We start from the raw sequence: 23279 nt of genomic DNA on the forward strand, positions 1-23279 counted from the left end.
ATTATCTCCTTACAAAAAAATCAACATTCTGAGGTTCTACGCTCAATACCTTGACATAATCAGGCATTTTGGTAATGATGACCGGTAAGCTGGAAACCTTATGGTCTTTCCAGGCATCCAGATCCACCACCGCCTCAAAATCCCTAGAAGTATATTTATTATAATCTTTTACGGCCAACAAAATGGTTGCGCGAACCTTACTCGGCAATACGCGAACTGAGGTATAACCCTTGCTGTTCTCCACTTTGATCGGCAGTTCGATCACCTTCTCCGTAATCTCTCCGACCGGTACGATCACTTCTGCAAAGGTCGGATAGATTGTAATGTTAGTTCTTTGCTGCTTATTCAAATAAGCGACGGTACGCACATCAGTATTGACATCTTTGCCTTTGATGGTATCGGTCTCCAGGTATTCAATACTTGCCACATCTTCCAATGGGCCCGTAATGGTAACATATTCGGGGTTGGTTCGGGTTTCGCCGATCACGCCGTATTGCCTTTGGAAAGTCAGGCTTTCTACGGCTTTGACCGGAACCTTACGCTGGGTCTGTTTCGAGAAATCGAAGTAAAGGGTGTCAGGCGAAACGGCAACGACCTGCTTATCCGTAGGGAACTGTCTATTGATGAAACCGATCTGGTTACCAAAGACGATAAAGTTCCGTGATTTAAGCCCTGAAAGGTCGACCTGAATTTTTGCGGTATCGAGGTGCAAGCGTTCCATGAACACCTTCCAGCCGGACATCTTGATCTTGACGGTTACCGTATCTGATTGAAGGGGATGGAAAGCTTTGTTTTCCGGCAAATTAACATAGGACATGCTCGCCTTTTTGGTGAAGGTATAATCACTGGAAATTGCAAACAAGGTCCAAGCTAAAAATGAAATGATGATACAACGCAGGAAAATGGATAATTTTCGACGTTGCACTTTGTTAATCCGCCTTAAAGCCATTCTACAAATGTAATATTTTGTGAGCAAAAATCACATTTTGACAGTAGCATGAGCTATCCGGCTCAAAAAGCGGAATCCTTAGCAAAAAGATGCCATTTTCAGCCGGTTTATTCTTAAAATATTACGTAACTTTGCAGAATAATTGAAGGACGTTCAAATTCACTTTAATAATGATTCATTTCTTCGTGAACCCATTGAACACAGTTTATGCTGTTCAAACCCAAAATGATTTATCTACTGAAGATATCTCCAAACTAAACTGGCTTTTCGGCAACTCTAAAAAACTCGACGAACAAACGCTTAACGACTACTATGTAGGTCCGAGAGCCGCTATGGTAACTCCTTGGAGCACCAACGCCGTAGAGATTACCCAGAACATGGGAATCAGCGGGATTATTCGTATCGAAGAGTTTCAAAAGGTTACGGAAGATTTCAAGGATTTCGATCCGATGATTTCCCAAAAGTTCAGTGCCTTGACTCAGGATATGTTTACCATCAACATCAGCCCTGAACCAATTTTGGATATCGATGACATCGAGGCTTACAACCAGTCGGAAGGCTTGGCATTGAGCCCTGAAGAGGTAGAATATCTAAACAAGCTAACTGAGAAGATTGGCCGTAAGCTGACGGATTCTGAGGTTTTCGCTTTCTCGCAAGCGAACTCTGAACACTGTCGTCACAAGATCTTCAATGGTACTTTCGTGATCGATGGTGAGGAACAGCCTACATCCCTATTTAAATTAATCAAGAAAACTTCAGAGACCAATCCGAATGAGATTGTTTCTGCCTATAAAGATAATGTAGCCTTTATCAAAGGTCCTAAAGTAACGCAGTTTGCTCCTAAAACAGCAGACAAACCAGATTTCTATGAAGAGAAGGATTTCGATTCGGTTATTTCATTGAAAGCTGAAACCCATAACTTCCCAACTACGGTTGAGCCATTCGCAGGAGCCGCAACAGGTTCGGGTGGTGAGATCCGTGACCGTCTAGCTGGCGGTCAAGGTGCACTTCCGCTTGCTGGAACGGCAATCTACATGACAGCCTATTCACGTTTGTTGAATGATCGCACATGGGAAAAAGCAATGGAAGAAAGAAAATGGTTGTACCAAACGCCAATGGACATCTTGATCAAGGCATCCAATGGTGCTTCTGATTTTGGAAATAAATTCGGCCAACCATTGATCACGGGTTCTGTCCTTACTTTTGAACATGAAGAGGATGGTCGTAAGTTGGGGTATGATAAAGTTATCATGCAAGCTGGTGGTATCGGTTATGGCAAGTTGAACCAGGCCAAGAAACATGAGCCACAAGCTGGAGATAAGATTGTGATCCTAGGTGGTGAAAACTACCGCATCGGTATGGGTGGTGCAGCGGTATCCTCAGCGGATACAGGTGCATTCGGTTCAGGTATTGAATTGAACGCCATCCAACGTTCTAATCCAGAGATGCAAAAGCGTGCTGCCAATGCCATCCGTGCTTTTGTGGAAAGTGATGTAAATCCTATCGTTTCCATCCATGACCATGGTGCCGGTGGACACTTGAACTGTCTTTCTGAATTGGTGGAAAATTCTGGTGGTCTGATCGACTTGGATAAACTTCCGGTTGGAGACCCTACCCTTTCAGCCAAAGAAATCATCGGTAATGAATCTCAAGAACGTATGGGCTTGGTGATTGCAGATGAGGATATCGAGAAATTGAAGACGGTTGCTGACCGCGAGCGCTCGCCAATGTACACTGTTGGTGATGTGACTGCTGATCATCGCTTCACTTTCGAATCAAAGAAAACTGGTGAGAAACCTATGGATTATGCCCTAGAGGATTTCTTTGGTTCTTCGCCAAAAACAATCATGAACGATAAAAAGGTACAGCGCAATTATGCTGACCTAGAGTATACTGTAAACGAGGTTCCTAATTACCTAAACCAAGTCCTTCAATTGGAAGCAGTTGCTGCTAAAGATTGGTTGACCAATAAGGTGGACCGTTGTGTGGGTGGCCGTGTTGCGAAACAGCAATGTGCCGGACCTTTGCAATTGCCATTGAACAACGTTGGGGTGATGGCCTTGGATTACAAATCTAAAGAGGGTATCGCTACGACAGTTGGACATGCACCTTTGGTAGCTTTGGTTGATCCAGTTGCTGGATCGAGAAATGCTATCGGTGAAGCGCTTTCTAACTTGGTTTTCGCTCCTATCTATAATGGCCTGAATGGTGTTTCCCTTTCGGCAAACTGGATGTGGGCTTGTAATAACGAAGGTGAAGATGCAAGATTGTACCAAGCGGTACAGGGATGTTCTGACTTTGCAATCGAATTAGGTATCAATATCCCTACCGGAAAGGATTCACTTTCCATGAAACAGAAATATCCGAATGGTGAGCACGTAATCGCTCCTGGAACGGTTATTATTTCTGCTGGTGGTAACTGTACCGACATCAACAAAGTAGTGGAGCCTGTATTGAAGAAAAACGCTGGTTCTATCTATTATATCAACCTTTCTCAGGATAGCTTCAAACTTGGAGGCTCTACATTCGCTCAGGTATTGAACAAAATTGGTTCGGATGTTCCGACCATTCAGGATGCACAGTACTTCAAGAAAGCATTTAATGCGGTTCAGGAATTGATCAACAAAGGTCAGGTTGCTGCAGGTCATGACATCGGTTCTGGTGGTTTAATTACTTCTTTATTGGAACTATGTTTTGCAGATGTGGATTTAGCTGCTGAATACGATCTATCTGCCTTGAACGAATCGGACAGTGTAAAAGCATTGTTCAATGAAAACATCGGTCTGGTACTACAGGCGAAAGAAGATGCGGCATTTGAAAAAGCATTGGCTGAAGCGGGTGTTGAAGCTTTCAAAATCGGTAAGGCGATCAACGGTACTTCCGTGAGCATCAAAAACAATGCGGATTCATTCAGCTTTGATGTGGCTGAAACCAGAGATACTTGGTTCAAGACTTCATACTTATTGGATCAAAAGCAATCGAAAAACGGAACTGCTGACGCACGTTTCAAGAACTTTAAAAATCAGCCTTTGAGATATAGCTTCCCTGCTCAGTTTGACGGTAAAAAACCAGTGATTGACGGAAGCAAAGCTCGTCCTAAGGCGGCGATCATCCGTGAAAAAGGATCAAACTCGGAAAGGGAGATGGCGAATGCAATGTTCCTTGCAGGATTTGATGTGAAGGATGTTCACATGACGGACTTGATCTCAGGTCGCGAAACATTGGAAGATATCCAGTTCATCGGTGCTGTGGGTGGTTTCTCGAACTCTGACGTTTTGGGTTCGGCAAAAGGTTGGGCAGGTGCTTTCCTTTACAATGAAAAGGCTAAGACTGCTCTTGAAAACTTCTTTGCTCGTCCTGACACCCTTTCTGTGGGTATCTGTAATGGATGTCAGTTGTTCATGGAGTTGGAATTGATCAACCCAGAGCATGAGGTTCACGGTAAGATGCTGCATAACACTTCCCAAAAACACGAATCAAACTTTGTGTCGGTGAAGATACAGGAAAACAACTCGGTCATGTTGTCTACCCTTGCGGGCTCAACATTAGGTGTTTGGATCTCTCATGGTGAAGGAAAATTCAATTTGCCAAACCAAGAGGATCAATATAACATCGTAGCGAAATATGCTTACGATCAATATCCACACAATCCAAACGGATCGGATTTCAATACGGCAATGATGAGTGACAAAACTGGTCGCCACTTGGTAACCATGCCACACATCGAGCGTTCAGTTTTCCAATGGAACTGGGCAAATTATCCTGATGGTCGCAAAGACGAGGTTTCTCCTTGGTTAGAGGCTTTCGTTAATGCCCGTAAATGGATTGACAACCAAAGCAAATAAGTTGGAATAACGTAATAGTTAAGAAAAATCCCCATGCCTTCAGCATTGGGATTTTTTTGTTAACTTAAAATCTGAGGAAATGCCCATGAAAGCAAGAGATGAAAAATTAGCAGCAATCAAGGCTTGGACCAGAAGCAATGAAGACATTCGAGCAGCATTGCTGACGAGCTCCTTGGTCAACCCCTTGGCTCCAGTAGATGATTTCTCTGATTTGGACATCGAGCTTGTTTTCCTTGATCCTACACCCTATCTAGAATCTAAGGATTGGATTGATCTTTTTGGAGATCCCCTGAATGTTTACGAGGAAGGAATTGAAGCCTTTGACGGGAAGCATGCCATGAAGATGGTGCAATATTGGGATGGGGTAAAAGTTGATTTCAAGATCTATAGCGTGGAGCAATTTAAAGCTGAAGTATTGGCTGATGAACTTCCTGAGGATTGGGATATCGGTTATGAAATCTTGATCGATAAGGAAGGTCTTTGCAAAGGTTTACAGCATCCGAACTATGAGGTCAGTATTATCAAAGAACCTACTGAAGAAGAATTCCAAAAGATCGTTGCGGATTTCTTTTGGGATGTGACCTATCTTCCGAAATGTCTGGTCCGTGGGGACCTGTTCTACCTCAAATTTATGGTTGAAAAGATCATTCGGGTTGAATATTTTATTCCTATGATCGAATGGTATATTGGTAGTAGAAATCAATGGGACGTGACAACGAATAAGTATGGTCGACTGTTCAAGAAATACCTAAACACAGCGGAATGGGAAGAATTGGGAGCAACTTTTGCCGGGGCGGATATGGAAGAAAACTGGATAGCCTGCGGCAAATTGATCGATATCTTTGATAGAATGGCTCAAGCTGTTTCAAAGGTCCAAGGATACTTCTATGATCTGGATAAAGCTAATGCTACAAAAGAGTTTTTCAACATCCATAATCCAAAAAAATAGTGCAAATAACTACCCTTATGTATCATAAGAGTAGTCATAGCCTATAACTTTCCATTTTCCATCAATCAATTCGAGAAAGTATACAAAACCATGCCCGCACATTATTCCACAGTGGTAATAGGTGTGGATCAAAGCTTTTTTCTTATCAGCAGTGAACAGTGGCTTTTCGAAAGAATAGAATTCAATGAGGTATGCCAAATTGTTATGTTTGCCGTTCTGTATTGGTTTCAAGATTTTGGACAACTTGGTATAGTTGGGGTAATCTTCAGTATCCAATAATTGGGTTTGATAGGCATTGAAATCTTTTATGTCACTGGATAGTTTCTCGGATGCCAACTCAAGAACAGATAGCTGAGACTTCATATCAAATTCGCTGCCTAAGCTGGAATTGTAGTATCCTCTCCCAAACTTAGGATCGTAGAATTTAAGATCTAAATTTTTATCAAGAACATACCTTGCTGTATCAAATTCAACCACCGCATCCACAACCTTGGAGAATTCAGCTCCAATTGGGGAATAAGTCGGAAATACGCTTTCTAAGAACTCTTTCCCTGAGATATTATTTGTTTCCTTTTTCTGCCTACATGCCACCATCAATATGATTAGCAATGTATAAATCCCGAACCTTTTCATAATCCTTACCTTTTGTATTGATATGATGAAAAAGTAAACAGGATTGCATAAAGTAGACGATGGATAAAAAGGAAATTCTATCCAACAGGGTAAAAATCCTTTTCTTCTTTTATCTCCTATTCAACCTGGATTCCTCTAAATCGAGATTATGTTCCAAGGACTTCAATATAGATTCGTCATAATTCTTTTCGCTGACCAAGGTATAGATTACATCCCTCCTCACATTGATCAGATCCTGCATCACCTGCTTATACAGCCCCCTTTCATTCGCAATCTTGATCTTCGACTCGCTACTTAAGTTGGTGGCGGTAGATTCCAAGCTTCGTTTTAAGGATAGATTAATAGCTTTGACGGTATTGCTTTCTTCGAGCTCTGTAGCATACTTAGTTTTCAGCAATTCCATTTCTTCCTTCACTAATCGATATCTGATAGCTTCTATCTGTGCCTCTTCTGGGATCTCTGATGACTTGCCATCGAGGTTGACCAACTTGATCAGCCATGGCAGACTCAAACCTTGCACGACCAAGGTTATCAAAATGACCACGAAGGTGATGAATAGGATCAGGTTACGGTGCGGGAAATGCTGGCCACTGGAAGCATAGATCGGAATCGCCAAGGCAGAGGCTAAGGATACCACACCGCGCATTCCAGCCCAACCTAAGATCAATGGCATCTTCCATCCTGGTGATGGTTCTTTCTTACGGACCTTAGGAAATATCCTGGGAACATAATTGACGATGTAAATAAATGCTATACGGATTACAATGATCACCAAAGTGATGATCAGTGCAATTTCAATCGCCCAGGACGTGGATACGCTTTCTATACCATCAATGATAATGGGAAGTTCCAAACCGATCAATATAAACACAAAACCATTCAATAGGAATCCGACGGTTTCCCAGACCTCACGCGTCTGAATCCGGGTATTATAATCCATGTAGTCTTTGGATCGATAGGAAAGGAACAATCCACCGGAAACCACGGCCAATACACCCGACCATTCGAAGTGCTCCGCAACGATGTACATTATGTAGGGCGCGATCAGGGTGATCGGAGTAGTTATGCTGGATGCTTTGGCAATGTATTTCAAGAAATAGAATAGGATATTGGCGATGACCAGTCCCACGCACACGCCCATAACGGCGAGTAAAAAAAATCCAACCACTGCTTCCTGCATGGTAAATGCACCGGTCATAATGACCGCCAAAGCCATCCGGAATACCGTTAGGGAAGCTGCATCATTGACCAAGCTCTCCCCCTCCAACAAAGTGACCCCACGCTTAGGCATGCTCACTCCCTTGAGGACAGAAGTTGCCGCAACAGCATCGGGAGGAGAAATAATACCGCCCAATAGGAATCCTAATGCAAGCGTAAATCCCGGAATTAAATTGACAGATAAATATGCAACAGCTATGGAAGTAACAAAGACAAGTCCGAAGCCCATGGTCAGGATAGACCTGCGGTTGCTCCAGAAACTATTCCATGAGGTATACCATGCTGCTTCAAATAATAGAGGCGGCAGGAAAACCAAAAACACCACATCGGGGTTTATACTGAACTCGGGTAATCCTGGAATCAGGGAAATCGCTAATCCACCAATTACCAACAAGATAGGATAGGATATCTTGAACCGCTGAGAAACTACAAATAACATGGACATGAAAAAAAAGAGAATCATGACCAATAATATATTGGATTCGATCATATTATCTTAATTAATAGATATCTTTGTGCACAGTAAAAATAATGGAAAAAAACTCAAAAAATCTACACCCGCGCAATAAGTTCAATCAGGATTATGACTTCAAGAAACTGATCAAACATGTTCACCAATTGAAGAAACACATCGTTGTACTTCCTGATGGCCGTCAATCCCTAGACTTCAGAGATCCTGAATCTGTTTTCCTTTTGAACAAAGCTTTATTGGAATCGGAATACAAGATCAACAACTGGGACCTATTGAACGGTAGCCTCTGCCCTTCCATTCCGGGTAGATTGAATTATATCCATTATTTAGCTGACCTCATCCAGCCTAAAAACCCTAAGAAAGTCAATGTCCTGGATATTGGCACTGGCTCTAGTCTTATTTATCCTATTCTTGGCTTCTTGGAATACCATTGGAATTTTGTGGCATCCGATACCCATATCCCTTCCATACAGCATGCCCACAAGATCCTGAATGACAATCCTTATCTAAAAAAAGGAATCAAGATAAGACAGCAAGAAAACAGTGACCATATCCTCAAAGGAATTATTCAACCCAATGAATATTTCGACGCAGTACTTTGTAATCCCCCATTCTACAAATCGCGTGAAGACTATAGGCAAACGGTTCTGAAGAAAAACCAGAAGCTCCATCAGGAAGCTGAAAGCACGAAAACCAATTTCCAAGGTCTTTCGAATGAGCTTTGGTTCCCAGGTGGTGAAAAGAAGTTCATTAGCAACATGATCTATGAAAGCTTTGACCTAAGAGATCAAATTGGTATATGTTCGGTTCTGGTTTCAGATAAAGACAACCTGAAGCCGTTAAAAGCTATCCTCGAATATCACAAAACAGAGGGGGTAAAAGTGACACAAATGAATCAAGGCAACAAGATAAACAGAATTCTTTCTTGGCAGTTGAATAAATAAGACCAAAGTTTAGTTTAACTTTTCTATGTTACAATAGATCAAAATCCACTTTAACGTTAAAGCAGATTTGGACAGGAATCTTTATTTTTTTAAAAAAAATTTGCTAAAACGTTTTTAATTTATAAATTAGTCTTAACCATTAACAAAACTAATACTAACAGTCACTTTATGAACTTATTTTTACCTACAACAACCTGCAATTTATTTTCCGGCTAATTAAAGGAAATCTTGTTTAATTTTTACCCAAACTAAACACAATTAACCATTGCTGTACTGGAATCCTATTACCCAAAAACTTTAAATTATGAACCAAAAAAAATTGCATTTAAACTTTATGAGCAGTTAACGGATTTAAAGCAAAGCCTTCTATTTCCCTTTTACTGACCGAATAGCTCCCTTCTGGATTTGCTATCCGAAACCTACTAGTATCTACTATTTTACTAACCTATAAACAGCACTACAAATATGAGTGTATTATGGAAGTTTAAATCGTTATTGATTTTTATGTCTATGTCCGTGGGGCATGCGCATAGTCATAACGTTGATTTTGCCAACCTATCCCTGCAGGACACAACCGAAACGGACTCTATTCCTACAGTCGATACCTTGGCGGAGTTAAAGCCACTTTATGAACTGGACCTACCTAAGTTCAACAACCTTCGGAACATGAAAGCCAATTCGCTGATTACTGCCAATAGTTTGCAGCAGTATATCAAAGGTGAATTACCAGGCGTCTATGTTTCTGAATCAAGCGGTGAGCCTGGAAGTAATATCCAGATGTTCGTGCGCGGTATCAGTAAACCTATCCTGAGCAATAGGGATATTTACAATACCCAACCCTTGGTCGTTCTAGATGGTGTTCCCTTAATCGGAGAACATCCTTTTGCGTTTGATGTGCAAAACTATGACATCGAACGTATCGGAACCGAAAACAACCTCCTGGGCAACATTGATTTCGACAACATCCAAAGCATCAAGGTATTAAAAGACCTTTCGGCAGTTGCAACCTATGGTCCGCTTGGGGCTAACGGAGTCATTGAGATCACGTCGAGGAAGACTGAAGGTGATGGCGACAAAAGAATAACGGTAAACAGTTATATCGGAATGTCTCAACGCCCTCGCGTCACTACCATAAACGGTGCCTATGAAAATTCATTTAGGAAGCAATTTTATGACCTCTACACCACCAATGGTAAATACAACCAGGACGATGTCTATCCAATCTATTTAAGTGACTCCTTAAATAACGATTACTATGGACCATCAAACTGGTCTGATAGCTATTATTCCAATGGACTCAACCATGGTGTCAATGCCAATATCTCGGGTGGTCAGCCTCGTGCTACCTTCCAGTTCTCTCTGGGAAATGTAAAAACCTCAGGAGTAGCGGATGACACTAAATTTGACAAGTACAATGCTCGTTTCTTCTTGAACCTGAGACCTTTCAAATGGCTAAACTTTGAAACCCTTTTCAATGCTTCGCGATTGAACAGGGACCGCAACAGAAACTTGCGCAACAGATTTGCCATGATGGGTTATCTTCCTGACCTAGGTGCTCCACTTGCTCCTAACAAGGAAGTTTATGATTCCTATCTAAAGGAATTCGACAAGAGCTTTGACAATAACTTCAGCAATATCCTGGAAGGATTCTTCCGTTTACAGGTAAATGTTGGAGCTTTAAAGATCCGTAGCAAGTTCGCCGTTGATTATAACGAAGGCTACCGCGACCTTTTCTACCCAAGCACCATCTTAGAGAAAAGTAATTTCGCTTCTAACTACTATGGTTACAACCAACGCTTATTGGTGGATAACCAAGTTTCTTACGATATAGAAAACGATGCAAACTATTTCTATTTCGAAGCTGGGAACACCTTGATGTGGGATACCTATAAATACAACTATGCCTATGCATACAAAGGTGTCAATGACTTCATCAAACTTAACCTATTGGAGTCTGACCCAAACAACGGGAACTATCTAAATCCTACTGCTTTCCCTAGACAATTGGTCTATAAGTTCTTGGACAGAACCAAACACAACATGGTCAATCTATACGGTAAAGCATCTTATACCTATAATGAATCCTATACCGCTGCATTGACACTTCGTTACGATGCATCATCAAATGCACAACCGACTACAAGATGGTTCTTCTCTCCTATCCTAGCCTTAGGATGGAATGCGAAGAATGACTTCATGAAGGACAACGAATCCGTTAGCCTATTTAATATCAGAGCCAGCGTAGGCAGGATGGGTCACTATAATCTGTATGATAATTACGGACAAGGACCTAGCTATACTTCAGAAATTGGCTATACCGGTAATGCAATCGTTCCGGGATACAATGGTTTTGCGGCATTGGTTCGTCCATATAATATAGGCTGGGTGGGATATGACCTTCCTTGGAGCTATTCGGATAACCTGAACTTAGGTTTTGACCTAGGTTTCAAGAACCGCGATATCCAAGTTTCCCTTGATGCTTACGTTCGCGATAGCAAAGATCAGTTGATCATGTTGCCAGGTAAGAAAGACTTCGGTTATGACTATCAATATGAAGCTGGAATGGATGTCCGCAATATGGGTATCGACCTTACTGCTTCAGGAAATGTAGTACAAAATGACAAGATCACCTGGAACACCGGGTTAGTATTAGGCGTAAACACAAATAAGCTATTGGCATTGCCAAATAACCTGGATGAAATCGAAGTGAACGACCGATTATTGAAAGTTGGTGAGAGAATCGATGCCTTCTGGTTATATGAAAACAACGGAATGTACCAAACAGACCAAGAAGTTCCGCAATCAGGGGGTCAACGAATGACCTACAATGGTATCATCTTGAAAGCTGGTGATCCAATCTGGTCTGATACCAATGGGGATAACCAGATCAGCAAAGAGGATAAAGTCCTACAAGGCAACATCATCCCTAAGCTTAGCGGTTCATGGAACAATATGGTTGCTTACAAAAACTTTGACTTGAACCTGAACTTCTACTTCAACCTTGGAAGAAAGATTGTCAACCAAGAGATGTCAAACCGTTTCAACTTTATTGAAAATGAGAATGCCAGCAGCATAAATTCCATCAAAGAGATCACCTACTGGGAGAAAAGAGGGGATTATGATCAATATCCACTTTACAACCCTTGGTCATCCGTTGCGCCATTCCAAACCAATCAATCCCTATTCCTTGAGGATGGTTCTTTCTTGAAACTTAGAACAGTAACCTTAGGCTATAATTTCAGGGATATCGTTGGAAACCGTTTAGGCCAAAAGGGAGATCTATATGTCTATTTATCTGCCAACAATTTATTTACTGTCAGCAAATATTCTGGAAGGGATCCAGAACTGGTGAATTACATGGGTTACGACCAAGGTTATTCCCTTCCGATTCCAAGAACATTTGCCTTAGGATTCAAACTTAAACTGTAACCGATCATGAAAAGAATATTAATCATTTTAATCGTATTGAGCCAAGTTTTCGTGTCCTGCAAGAAAATGCTGGACATCAATTCCACTCGATTGGTTTCAGAAGAAAATATGTGGCTTAGCATGGAGGATTCCAGAGCGGCCTTAATGGGAGTTTACGGATTGACCAAATCCGCACTGAATGATAACAATGCACATTGGATCTATGGCGATGTACGTTCCGGAGAGTTCTCCGTGCCTATCCGCCAAGACTTGAAAGCTATCGCCAAAAACGACCTGAATGCTTCCTTCGGCGTAATGAACGACCTAAAGAGCTGGAGACGTTGGTACGCAGTAGTGAATGCTGCCAATATCTTCCTAGAACGTATCCAGGAGGTAAAGGACAATGACCAACGCTATACCAACAACAATATGGTGGTGGATATCGCGCAAGCCCGTTTCCTACGTGCCTTTGCCTATTTCTATATGGTACGCATTTGGGGAGACGTTCCATTGATCGTCTCTTCTAAAGAAGGTACTTTTGATGATCAACCTCGCGAAGATCAGAGCAAGATATTGGCCTTTGTAGAACAGGAATTGCAAAAGGCAGCAGATGATCTTCCGTTCCTTTTTAGCTCCAATGACCCGCAGCAACAAGGAAATTACTACAACGAATCCAACAGCAGATGGGACGGCGCCTTAGCTCGTAAAACTACAGCTTATGCCATTTTAGCCCATGTTGCAGCCTGGCAGAGTAATTACCCTGATGCTGCAGCATACGCTAAATTTGTTATCGACAATCAACAGAAAGGTAGCTTGACTTTACTCCCTACCAATAACCTAACAGATCCAAATGGATTCTTCTACGATAAAAACCGGAATCAGTTATTAGGTTTCGGACATATCTACAACCATGTGGAAGGTTCCTTTACAGGGCACATTGAAGAGTTAACCTTGGCATCGCCCGTGGTAAACAAAAGTATCCCGGATATGTACATGTCCAAAGACAAGATCCTTTCCATCTTCAATGAATCTACCGATGAACGCTTCTCTGCTGATACCCTAGGAAATCCTGTAACCGAGGTTTATTTCAAAAACTTCAATGGACAGTATCCTATCTTCAGCAAAGTGAAATGTATCATGGGTGGAGTAACAGACCCAACGTTCAGGTTCTATTCCAGTGCCACCATTATCACCCGTCTTGAAGACATGTACCTATTGCGTGCAGAATCATTGGCGGTAATTGGTGAGCAAGCAGGAGCAATCGACCTATTGAATACCATCCGCGAAAGAAGAGGGCTTACGAACTATTCAGCAGCGAAAAATGGAGACTTGATCGATGCGATCTTCCAAGAAAGAAACCGGGAGCTGATGGGTGAAGGGCATCGTTGGTACGATATGGTCAGACAGTACAAGATCAAGAATGACAATTCAGATCTGAGCAATCTGATCCGTTCCAAAGGACAATATTGGCCGATCTCTGCCCAAGTCTTGACCCAGAACAAATTATTAACCCAAAATGAATATTGGAAATAAACCGTATAACCATGAAAGTCAACAATCTATTTTATAGTTTACTCTCCTTGATTTTGGTTAGCGGATGCACCAAAGACAATGGATATTACAACGAGACGGTAAATAAGGTGACTTATGATGGTACTATTTTGGAGTACCTTCAAAGTAAGCCCGGCGTTTTTGACTCCCTACTTAAAGTATTGGATCGCACAAAAATGCAAGCAGTGCTCGCTTCTAATGATAAATACACCTTCTTTGCACCAACCAACCAGAGCTTTCAATTAGCAATCGAAAACCTCAACAATACCCGCAAAGAATCGGATAAACCTTTGGAATATTTATCCAATGTGGACCTCCTACAATTGGATACCATGATGGCTCAATACCTGATCAAAGGCTTCTACCCTAGTGATTCCATGATGATGAAAGATGGAATCCAACTGCATGACTACAAATTCAAAAGAACGATGAACGCTAAATTAACCACAGCGACCTCATCAGGATTTGAAAGCGGCGGCCCTAAGGTCATTGAATACTCGGACACAAAGAACAGTCAGTTCACCAGAAACTGGATTACCGCAACCACTGCTTCCATCAACATCGAAGCAAAGAACGGGATGATCCACGTTGTTTCTCCGAACCATGTTTTCGGTTTTAACGACTTTGTGACCCGATTGACCTACATCCCACCTCCACCAAACTTATTTGTAACCGTCGGAGGTAAATTCTCGGTATCACGCGAGAACGATGGTGGTGTCAATGCCGTTGAAGCATCAAAATATGTGTTTGATGGCAACCCAGAAACCAAGTACCTGTTAGGTAGTTTCGGTGGAAACTGGATGCAAGTAGAACTAAACACAGCAACTGCAGCTAACTCCTATACCCTAACCTCAGCCAACGATGCGGTTGAAAGGGATCCAATTGACTGGACCTTGACAGCATCTGATGATGGAGAAAACTGGGTAACACTGGATTCTAAATCAGGCGAAGAATTTACATCGAGGTTCCAACAAAGGGTCTTCTGGATCAATAACACCAAAGCATACAAGTTTTACAGGTTAAATGTACAACGCGTTCGTTCTGGAGATCTATTCCAATTGGCCGACTGGAGCGTAAATAAAGGAACTAAATAATCTATTAACCTTAATTGAAGAAAAATGAAAATCAAAAATAGTATCCGATTGCTCTGTCTCTTTATAGGGAGTTATGGATTATTTACTGCATGTTCGAAAATGTACGACCTTCCTGAAGACAGGGATTTTATAAGCGAAAACATCAATTATATCATCAAGATCATTGAGCCTACCCTAGGCAGGAACAATGTCTTTACCTCCCTATCTGAGGACAACTCTACCCTACCGATGAAGTTTGAAATTGTCAATGCTAGGTATGGAGACGGTCGTCCAGTGACAGACCTATTTACCAAAGTCCAAACCTATGAATGGATCCAGGAATATGATGGCAAGGAAAAATCCCTAGCTGAAATTGAGGCGAAGAGAAGATTGGTTGAAAAACCAGCATTCGAAGTAGACAGCAATGGCCGAATGATTTTATGGGCAGGGGCAACAAATGCGATCATCAAACCAAGACCTGTCGATACGGTCTTGAAAACACAAGATATCCGTTTCTTTGACCTGAAGGTTCAGAACTCAGGCGGTACACAGATCATCAAGGATTTCCAATTTATCCCTTGGCGTGAGATCCCTTATTTTCCATCGACGGACATCAATCCCTATACAGGAGGAAAAGCTCCAGATCCACTACGGCCTAAGGATACCACTAGACAGGATTATATCATCCCAAGTTTCTTAAACAATGTAATTGGCGAAAGGACCCAATTGCCTTTGGTCAACAATAACATCCAAAAAGATGTGGTAGTTTACATCCGTCCATTTTCTGGCGGCAAAGGCAACAGCTTACGTTTCAAGTTCATGGGTGCTGACGGTAAGTTTATCAATCCCGTGAAATTCAATGAAACCAGATGGGACTTCTTAGTTCATGGATTCAATAAAGTGATGACCCCCGAATATGTGCAATATGATGTGGCTTATCCGATTCCATTGACGCCTTACCGCACAGACTTTTCAGATGCGGGCGGGGCACATGTGTCATTCTCTTATTCTCGATTGGGATTTGGAGGCGGGCGCACCGTGGGTCAATTTGGACTGAACTTCGCGATCTATAAAAAGGGAGATTGGGAAATTGTTTTCCATTTCCGTAATCAGAACCCAAAATTCGAGGATGAATAAACCTTAGCCTTATGAAATTACAGAAACTAATCATATTAATCTTAAGCATTTTTAGCCTACAATTTGCTTATGCTCAAAACCAAAACCTGCGTGGTCGAGTGGTTGATGAGTCTAATAACGGTATTGCCGGCGTAACAGTAGTGAATGCGGCGACCAATAGGGCTATTACGGCAACAGACGACAACGGTAACTTTGGCGTGAGTGTAGCCCCGAACACGGCTTTAATTTTTAAAGCTGTAGGTTTTAATCAAAGAAGAGTAACAGTAAGAGCCAACCAAACGACTCTAACCGTTCAGATGAGCTCTACACAGGACCAGGTAGAAGAAGTCGTGGTCCGTGGATATGTGGCCCGAAAAAAGGAAAATACCACAGGATCTTCTTTCACCCTTGGAGAAAAGGACATCCGTGACGTCCCTACTGCCAACCTTGAGCAATTGATGCAAGGTAAGGTTCCGGGACTGAACGTACAGGTAAATACAGGTGCTCCAGGATTTAGGGGCTCTACCCAAATCCGTGGTCTATCGACTCTTTCCACAACAGGTTCTGGTAGCGAGTCCATCTTGATGCCTACATCTCCCCTATATGTAATCGATGGGGTTCCGATGGATGCCGATAGAGCTTCAGAATTCGGTCTACAACAACAAGGGCCGGGTATCTCGCCGCTGTCCTTGATCCCACCTGAGGATGTACAAAGCATCGAAATCTTGAAAGATGCCCAAGCAACGTCACTTTATGGTTCTCAAGGTGCCTACGGGGTAATCATTATCACCACAAAACGTGGTAATTCTCCCGTGCCTAGAATCAACTATACACACAGTACCTTCTTGAAGACTCCACCAAAATTGAGAGAGACCTTAGGAGGTAATCTAGAACGCCAAATCAAAATCTGGCAAATTATCAATAACGCGAGAACACAAGCCGAAATTGACAGGATCATGCAAACCCCAATGCTTGCAGATAGTTTGAATGCATTCTTCAATAACTCGACTAACTGGCAATCCCTTTATTACCAGAATACATTCAACCAAAACCACAACTTGAGTTTGGATGGTGGTAATGAAATCCTTTCCTATAAATCCAACTTGGGTTATTATGGTGAAACCGGGGTAATCAAGAATACAGGCTTCAACCGCTATTCAGCTAACTTGAGAATGGATTACCGTCCTACAAAACGCTTTGAGTTTACAGGACAGGTATTTGCTCAGTTAGGTAAACAGAATAAAGGTGATGGTACAGGTATCCTTCAAACGGGGGTGTCAACAGGTGGTATGAACTCTACCCTATTGCCTCCTCCAGGATTCTTCTCGGCAGACAATGATTATATCGCGGCCATTAGAACCAAAAATGATAACAGTTCCAAATTGATCCGTCCATATGTGGAAGGTAAATTTGAGATCCTTCCTGGACTGAGATTACAATCGGCCATGAGTTATGAATTCGCCTCTAACAATGAAGACAAATTCACTCCAGCTGCAGCTGCAGGCCAGTTCTCAGAAGTGTATTCATTCGCAGGTCGCGAATCAAACCTATACAACAGAAATATCCTGAACTATACCAAGGATATCAATGAGGACCACAACATCTTTATCAACTTGTTCAATGAGGTAAGACATAACCAACGTCAAAATACCATCACTAAACAGGCTAGAACTCCTAATGATCAATTCGAAGGTCCTTTAGGTTTCGATGGTTATTTCTCTAGAGGTGGTGGTGTACTGTCCAACTTCAGAAATGAGAAAGCGCTATCATTTGCCCTTGCGACTACCTATAGTTACAAAAGCAAATATATCCTAGACCTATCCTATCGTTTGGATGGTTCCTCTGCCAATGGTTTCAAGAACCTATATACCAAGAACCCAGCAGTCGGAGTTCGTTGGAATGCGCACCATGAAGAATGGATCAAATCCCTTCCATGGATCAATCTTGCATCCCTTCGCTTTACATGGGGTGTAAACGTAATGCCAACCAGTACATTGGAACGTATCTATGGTAAATATGATATTTCAGGTCTTTACAATCAGATCAATGGTATCGGTATCAACTACGAATTTATTCCAAATCCAAACTTGTTACCAGTTACCTCCATGCAGTATAACTTAGGGGTAGACCTTACCTTCCTGAACAACAAAATTGAGATTATTTACGATACTTATTACAAGAAAGTGGACAACCTTTTGTTTGAGTCTTTCTTGAACAATACTTCTGGATTTGACAAGCTTAATTCCAATGATGCTGGACTAGCAAACTATGGACATGAGATTGCCTTAAACTTCCGTCCTCTTTCTGTAAACAGTCCTTTCAACTGGACCCTGTCCTTCAATGGTGCTTACAACCAAGACATCTTGTTGCAGTTGCCTTCAACCTTTAGAGGACAAGCCATCAAATGGGATACTCAATCTGATAAATTGCACATGGTAAACCGCGTAGGTACCTCAGCCCTATCAAATTACTTGTTAGAAAATATCGGTGTATATGCGACAGATGCTGATGTACCAGTTGATCCTGCTACTGGCCTTCGCTATCGTACTGCTGATGGAACATTCTTCCAAGCTGGAGACCCAATGTATGTAGATAGGAACGGAGATTATATCTTAGACAACCGTGACTATGCACGTGCTGGCAATACACAACCATTATGGACTGGTGGTATGCAAAACACCTTGAATTACAAAAACTTCCAGTTATCTGTCTATGCTTCATACACAGCAAAGAGAACCATTTTGAACTATGCTTTAGCACAACGCCTAAGCCTATACAATAATCCTTACGGAGGTAATTTGGTAGGTGGTCAAAGTAATGGAGCCAATTCCATCGTCCCTATTGAAAACCTAGATATCTGGTTGAAGGACGGTGATATTGCCAAGTATCCTTACCCATACGACTTCTCTAGAAATGCCAGCGTTCAACCTTTCCGTTATGATCAAACTCTATGGGAAGAAAACGGTAGCTATTTCAAGATCAACAACATCATCTTCGCTTATGTATTCGATCGTGATCTGTTGAGGAGATTTAAACTAGACCGTTTCCGTATCTATGCTTCTATGGACAATGTGTACACCTTCTCTTCGTATTCTGGGCCAAACCCTGAAAACGTAACGAGCTTAGGCCGCGATGCATCAAACGGATATCCAGTACCAAGAACTTACACCCTAGGCTTCAACCTTTCATTCTAATGACTATGAAAAAATTGATAAAAAATAAATTAGCTGTAATTGGACTTGGGATTGCCTTAGGGTTCAGTAATTCCAGCTGTAATAAATATCTAACCGTAGAACCCATAGACCGATTGACAGGTAACAATTATTACCTATCTCAACAGGATGTGGAAGCTAATATGGCCTTTATGTACGCAAAGTTCTTTGAAAAGATCAATGAAACATGGGTAATGGGTGCCATTGGAGAAGCAAGGTCTGGAGAAATATTTGTTTCCGACGGTGCCAATAACTTCAGTCAACGAAAGGTCGTAGAGGCATTAGGCAAAAATCAGTTACCAACAGCTATGTATTCCACACAGTTCGATTGGTATAAATTATATGTGATCACCGATTGGAAAAAGTATTATCAAGTGATCCAAAGTGCCAATATTTTAATTGAAAAATTAGAAGAAGGTATCCCTGGAGTTACCGGATCAGACCAGAGCAGATACATTGCTGAAGCAAAGTTCATCCGCTCATTCACCTACTTCTGGATGGTCAGGTTATATGGTGATGTTCCATATTATACCGATGCTTACCATACGGAACCACTTCCTCGTGAAAATATGGTATCTGTATTGAATAAGTGTATCGCTGACTTAACACCGCATAAAGATCTAATGCCTTGGTCATTGAATGATCCAGGACTTAGGGGAGCCAGACCAGCAAAAGGTGCCATTATCGCATTATTGATGCACATGAACATGTGGAATTCTAGCTTTGATCCAGGCAACAAACAAAAATACCTAACAGAGGCTGCTGCTTTAGGAAAGCAATTGATCGACAGCAAACAACATAAATTGGTTGCTCCATTCACCGATCAGAACTGGGCAGTGGTTACTAAAGGAAGAAGTGAAGAATCTCTTTTTGAGTTCTACAAGAGTATCAACTACGGCGACAATGTGGAAGCATTAGCACCTTTCTGGGACCACTTCTTGCGTTGGCCATATAAATTCCCTCGCTTTGACAACCAGTTGAGTCACTGTTATTTTATTTCCTCTTACATGAACCAGATCTTCCCGGAAGGCGATGCCGATAAGAGAAGAGAAATGTGGTTTGAGGATATTACTTCAGACAATGGAAGATTTGTGTTAAGGAAATTCGGAACCAACGTGTATGCTTCTGGAAACGAAGATAAAAACCCAGACAATACCTTTAGTATTTTCCGTTATGCAGATGCGATCTTACTTTATGCAGAGGCTTCTGCTGAATTAGGCAAAGATGCAGATGCAATAGCAGCAGTGAACATGGTTCGCGATCGTGCTCAAGCTGCCCGCTACGGCGGTGGCGGTGGTGCTGACCTGAAGAACTTCATATTCCTAGAAAGAGAAAGGGAATTGATCGGTGAAGGCATTCGTTATTTTGACCTTATCCGTACCCGAAGGATCTTAAGCTCTGAGTGGACCATGTCCCCGCTTACACTGGATCAATACAACCGCGGTGGTTGGACTTGGCCTATCGACCCATCGGCCCTGAACAACAACCCGTACATGAAATTAAATGAATACTGGACTACAATTGGACGATAAGATGAAAAAGATATTTAAACCCCTACACATCGCTCTTTTCCTTTTCGGAATCCTGTTTATAAGCGCCTGTAGTAAAGACGATTATTACGAGGATGGTGGATTGGCAAAGGCTGAATTTAATGGAACCATATTGGAATACCTGGAATCTAAACCGGTATTATTTGATTCCCTAGTCCAAGTAATCAAACTTGCCGGACTGGAAAATGAATTCAAGACCAAAGAGTTTACCTTTTTTGCTCCCTCAGATCCGGATATCAAGCAATTGATCGGAACTATTAGAACCGGTGGTTCACTCAATACCTACCTATTTAATATGGGTCTGGATACCATCCAAAAGTTGAGTGATATTGATTCTGCTATCTGGAGAAAAAACTTGCTGCGCTATATGTTCAACGGAAAGAACAAACTGGCGGACTACCCACAGATCGATTATTCGCTGATGGGTACATATCCAGGTCAAAACTATATTTCGCAATCGGGTAATGTATCCAATATTGGAGTGGTATTCAATGATATTATTCAGATGAGTGGAACTACGGAAGTATCCAGATTGAAATATAAAGGCTACAGACAACTGCACCTCTCGTATTTCCCAGATCCTTCAAACCCTGATGTTTATGTGACGTATCCCGTGGCGACCTCAGACATACAGCCCAACAATGGCATAATCCACGTCTTGGATTATAATAAAAGCTTTTTTGGATTGTATCCTGGATCGCAAGAAATGATAGAAGATGTTGCTCAAAGTAAACGATAAAATTATGAACAAGTTAGCTAAATATTATATATTCATATTTGCGGTCTTCGGATTGTTCTCATGCTCCAAAGAAGTGGATTACCATGCTGAACCTTATCAGGAAGGTAAACAAGCTTTGGGCATCGTGATGGAACGTACGCAAAAACCATCCCCTGAAACAGGTGGACCTGGAACCCAAGTGAAAATCAAAGTGTCGGGTCTGGCTGCCCATAAAGATAAAGCCGTATTTAACTTCAACGGTCAGAAGGCAGAGATTGTATCCATCACCGATTCTGAAATTACCGTTAAGGTGCCGGAATTCGCCAGCACAGGTATTACCAGTATCCTTATTGATGATATCATATTTTATGGTCCCAATTTCTCGGTTCAAGGAAAGGTTAAGATAGACCCTTCTTGGCAAGCAACATATGGTGCCTCTGGCGGTGGTGTATACGATTACTTACAAACCGTAGAAGAGAAAAATATCCTGATCGGTTCCTTTAACAACTATGAAAACAAAGGAAATATCAAACCGATCAATAGAATTGTCAGAACCTTTAAAAATGGACAGTTTGATGCGAGTTTCCGTCCTGGAAATGGAGTACAAGGATTCTTGAGCAGTATCATACAGATCCAAAATGCTTATTACATCGCCGGAAATTTCTCTGGTTATGATCAGCGGACCGACAATATCTCCAATTTGACCCGTATCAACTTAGTAGGACAGATCGATACCATGGCTGTAAAACCTTATCGTCCACCTCACCTACCTGATACCATCAAATACTACGCTAAATTCAATGGTGGTTTCAATGCTATGGTGAACAATATCAATGAACATAATGGCAAAATATTGGCAGTTGGTGACTTTAGATATCATATCCATAGAACTTACGGTAAACCAAACTATCTAGAGACCAGAGACTCTGTAATCCTAGATAGTACCGAGATCCGTTCTGTTGCTTTATTGAACCTGGACGGTACGCTTGACAAGACTTTCCGTTTCTCTGGAAACAAAGCATTTGCAGGTGCTAATGGACAGACCAAGGGCTTCTACCACAAAACCGGAAGCTTAAAAGGCAAAATGGTTGTTTTTGGTTCTTTTACCAGTTTCGACTCTGAACCTCATGGTTATATCGTTCGCCTGAATGCGGATGGAACTGTGGACAAAACCTTCAATGTCGGAAAAGGCGCCAATTATAAAGTGGAAAGTGTGACCTACAATGAAAAAACCGGAAAATATATGGTGAGTGGGGAATTCAACACCTTCAACGGCGTAAGTACGCCAAAATTAGTGATGCTAAATGCGAATGGATCGATTGATACCAACTTTAAAGTAAAAGCATTTAATGAAGGTGGTACCAGCAAATTTGCCTTACAGCTAGAAGATGGATTGATTGCCGTTTCAGGTAACTTCCTTACTTACAATGGTATTTCAAGGACCAACTTCATGATTATCGATGCGAAAGGCGATCTAGTAAGTGGCATGAACAATACCGGTATGGTTGGCGGTTTGATCTCGAGAATGTATGAAACGCGTTCTGATGATGGTAAGCGAGCGCTCTTGTTGTTGGGTGATTTCTACAAATTCGACAACATAGACACTAGAGGTATAACTAGAATAACCATTGAATAAACTCC

The 23279-nt window shown here is 41.8% G+C and carries 14 protein-coding genes; 11 read left to right on the top strand and 3 right to left on the bottom strand.

The window, feature by feature from the left end:
* Nucleotide 1 precedes the first annotated feature (1 nt).
* Nucleotides 2-949 (bottom strand): YbbR-like domain-containing protein, encoded by a 948-nt coding sequence (locus NLF99_RS09585; protein ID WP_254527953.1) that lies wholly within the window; start codon nt 947-949, stop codon nt 2-4.
* Nucleotides 950-1119: 170 nt separating this feature from the next.
* Here NLF99_RS09585 and purL point away from each other — a divergent pair, with 170 nt between their 5' ends.
* Entirely contained in the window at nt 1120-4794 is a 3675-nt protein-coding gene (gene purL, locus NLF99_RS09590) for a phosphoribosylformylglycinamidine synthase (RefSeq protein WP_254527955.1), read from the top strand.
* 85 nt (nt 4795-4879) lie between these two features.
* Nucleotides 4880-5743 (top strand): aminoglycoside 6-adenylyltransferase, encoded by an 864-nt coding sequence (locus NLF99_RS09595; RefSeq protein WP_254527957.1) that lies wholly within the window; start codon nt 4880-4882, stop codon nt 5741-5743.
* Nucleotides 5744-5758: 15 nt separating this feature from the next.
* On the opposite strand, the gene NLF99_RS09600 is transcribed toward NLF99_RS09595, so the two are convergent.
* Entirely contained in the window at nt 5759-6376 is a 618-nt protein-coding gene (locus NLF99_RS09600; protein WP_254527959.1) for a hypothetical protein, read from the bottom strand.
* A 109-nt stretch (nt 6377-6485) separates the two neighbouring features.
* Nucleotides 6486-8084, bottom strand: coding sequence for a Na+/H+ antiporter (locus tag NLF99_RS09605; RefSeq protein ID WP_254527961.1), 1599 nt, complete (start codon nt 8082-8084; stop codon nt 6486-6488).
* Between the two features lie 41 nt (nt 8085-8125).
* On the opposite strand from NLF99_RS09605, the gene rlmF reads away from it, so the two are divergent.
* The 9 genes from rlmF to NLF99_RS09650 all read left to right on the top strand — a co-directional run bounded on the left by rlmF (nt 8126) and on the right by NLF99_RS09650 (nt 23274).
* Complete coding sequence (gene rlmF, locus NLF99_RS09610) at nt 8126-9010, top strand: 23S rRNA (adenine(1618)-N(6))-methyltransferase RlmF (protein ID WP_254527964.1); 885 nt, start codon at nt 8126-8128, stop codon at nt 9008-9010.
* 465 nt (nt 9011-9475) lie between these two features.
* Nucleotides 9476-12439 (top strand): SusC/RagA family TonB-linked outer membrane protein, encoded by a 2964-nt coding sequence (locus tag NLF99_RS09615; protein WP_254527972.1) that lies wholly within the window; start codon nt 9476-9478, stop codon nt 12437-12439.
* A gap of 6 nt (nt 12440-12445) precedes the next feature.
* The gene (locus tag NLF99_RS09620; protein ID WP_254527974.1) at nt 12446-13951 is read left to right on the top strand and encodes a RagB/SusD family nutrient uptake outer membrane protein; all 1506 of its coding nucleotides are present in this window, start codon (nt 12446-12448) and stop codon (nt 13949-13951) included.
* Between the two features lie 11 nt (nt 13952-13962).
* Nucleotides 13963-15063 (top strand): fasciclin domain-containing protein, encoded by a 1101-nt coding sequence (locus NLF99_RS09625; RefSeq protein ID WP_185214217.1) that lies wholly within the window; start codon nt 13963-13965, stop codon nt 15061-15063.
* 24 nt (nt 15064-15087) lie between these two features.
* The gene (locus NLF99_RS09630; RefSeq protein WP_185217547.1) at nt 15088-16179 is read left to right on the top strand and encodes a DUF5007 domain-containing protein; all 1092 of its coding nucleotides are present in this window, start codon (nt 15088-15090) and stop codon (nt 16177-16179) included.
* 11 nt (nt 16180-16190) lie between these two features.
* Nucleotides 16191-19352 (top strand): SusC/RagA family TonB-linked outer membrane protein, encoded by a 3162-nt coding sequence (locus NLF99_RS09635; protein WP_254527977.1) that lies wholly within the window; start codon nt 16191-16193, stop codon nt 19350-19352.
* 5 nt (nt 19353-19357) lie between these two features.
* Nucleotides 19358-20902 carry a RagB/SusD family nutrient uptake outer membrane protein gene (locus tag NLF99_RS09640; protein WP_254527979.1) on the top strand — a complete coding sequence of 515 codons (1545 nt, stop codon included), beginning with the start codon at nt 19358-19360 and terminating at the stop codon, nt 20900-20902.
* Between the two features lies 1 nt (nt 20903).
* The gene (locus NLF99_RS09645) at nt 20904-21659 is read left to right on the top strand and encodes a fasciclin domain-containing protein (protein ID WP_214648463.1); all 756 of its coding nucleotides are present in this window, start codon (nt 20904-20906) and stop codon (nt 21657-21659) included.
* A 4-nt stretch (nt 21660-21663) separates the two neighbouring features.
* Complete coding sequence (locus NLF99_RS09650) at nt 21664-23274, top strand: DUF5008 domain-containing protein (protein ID WP_185217550.1); 1611 nt, start codon at nt 21664-21666, stop codon at nt 23272-23274.
* Nucleotides 23275-23279: the final 5 nt, after the last annotated feature.

The organism is Sphingobacterium sp. LZ11T8, assembly GCF_024261425.1.
Classification (GTDB): Bacteria; Bacteroidota; Bacteroidia; order Sphingobacteriales; family Sphingobacteriaceae; genus Sphingobacterium.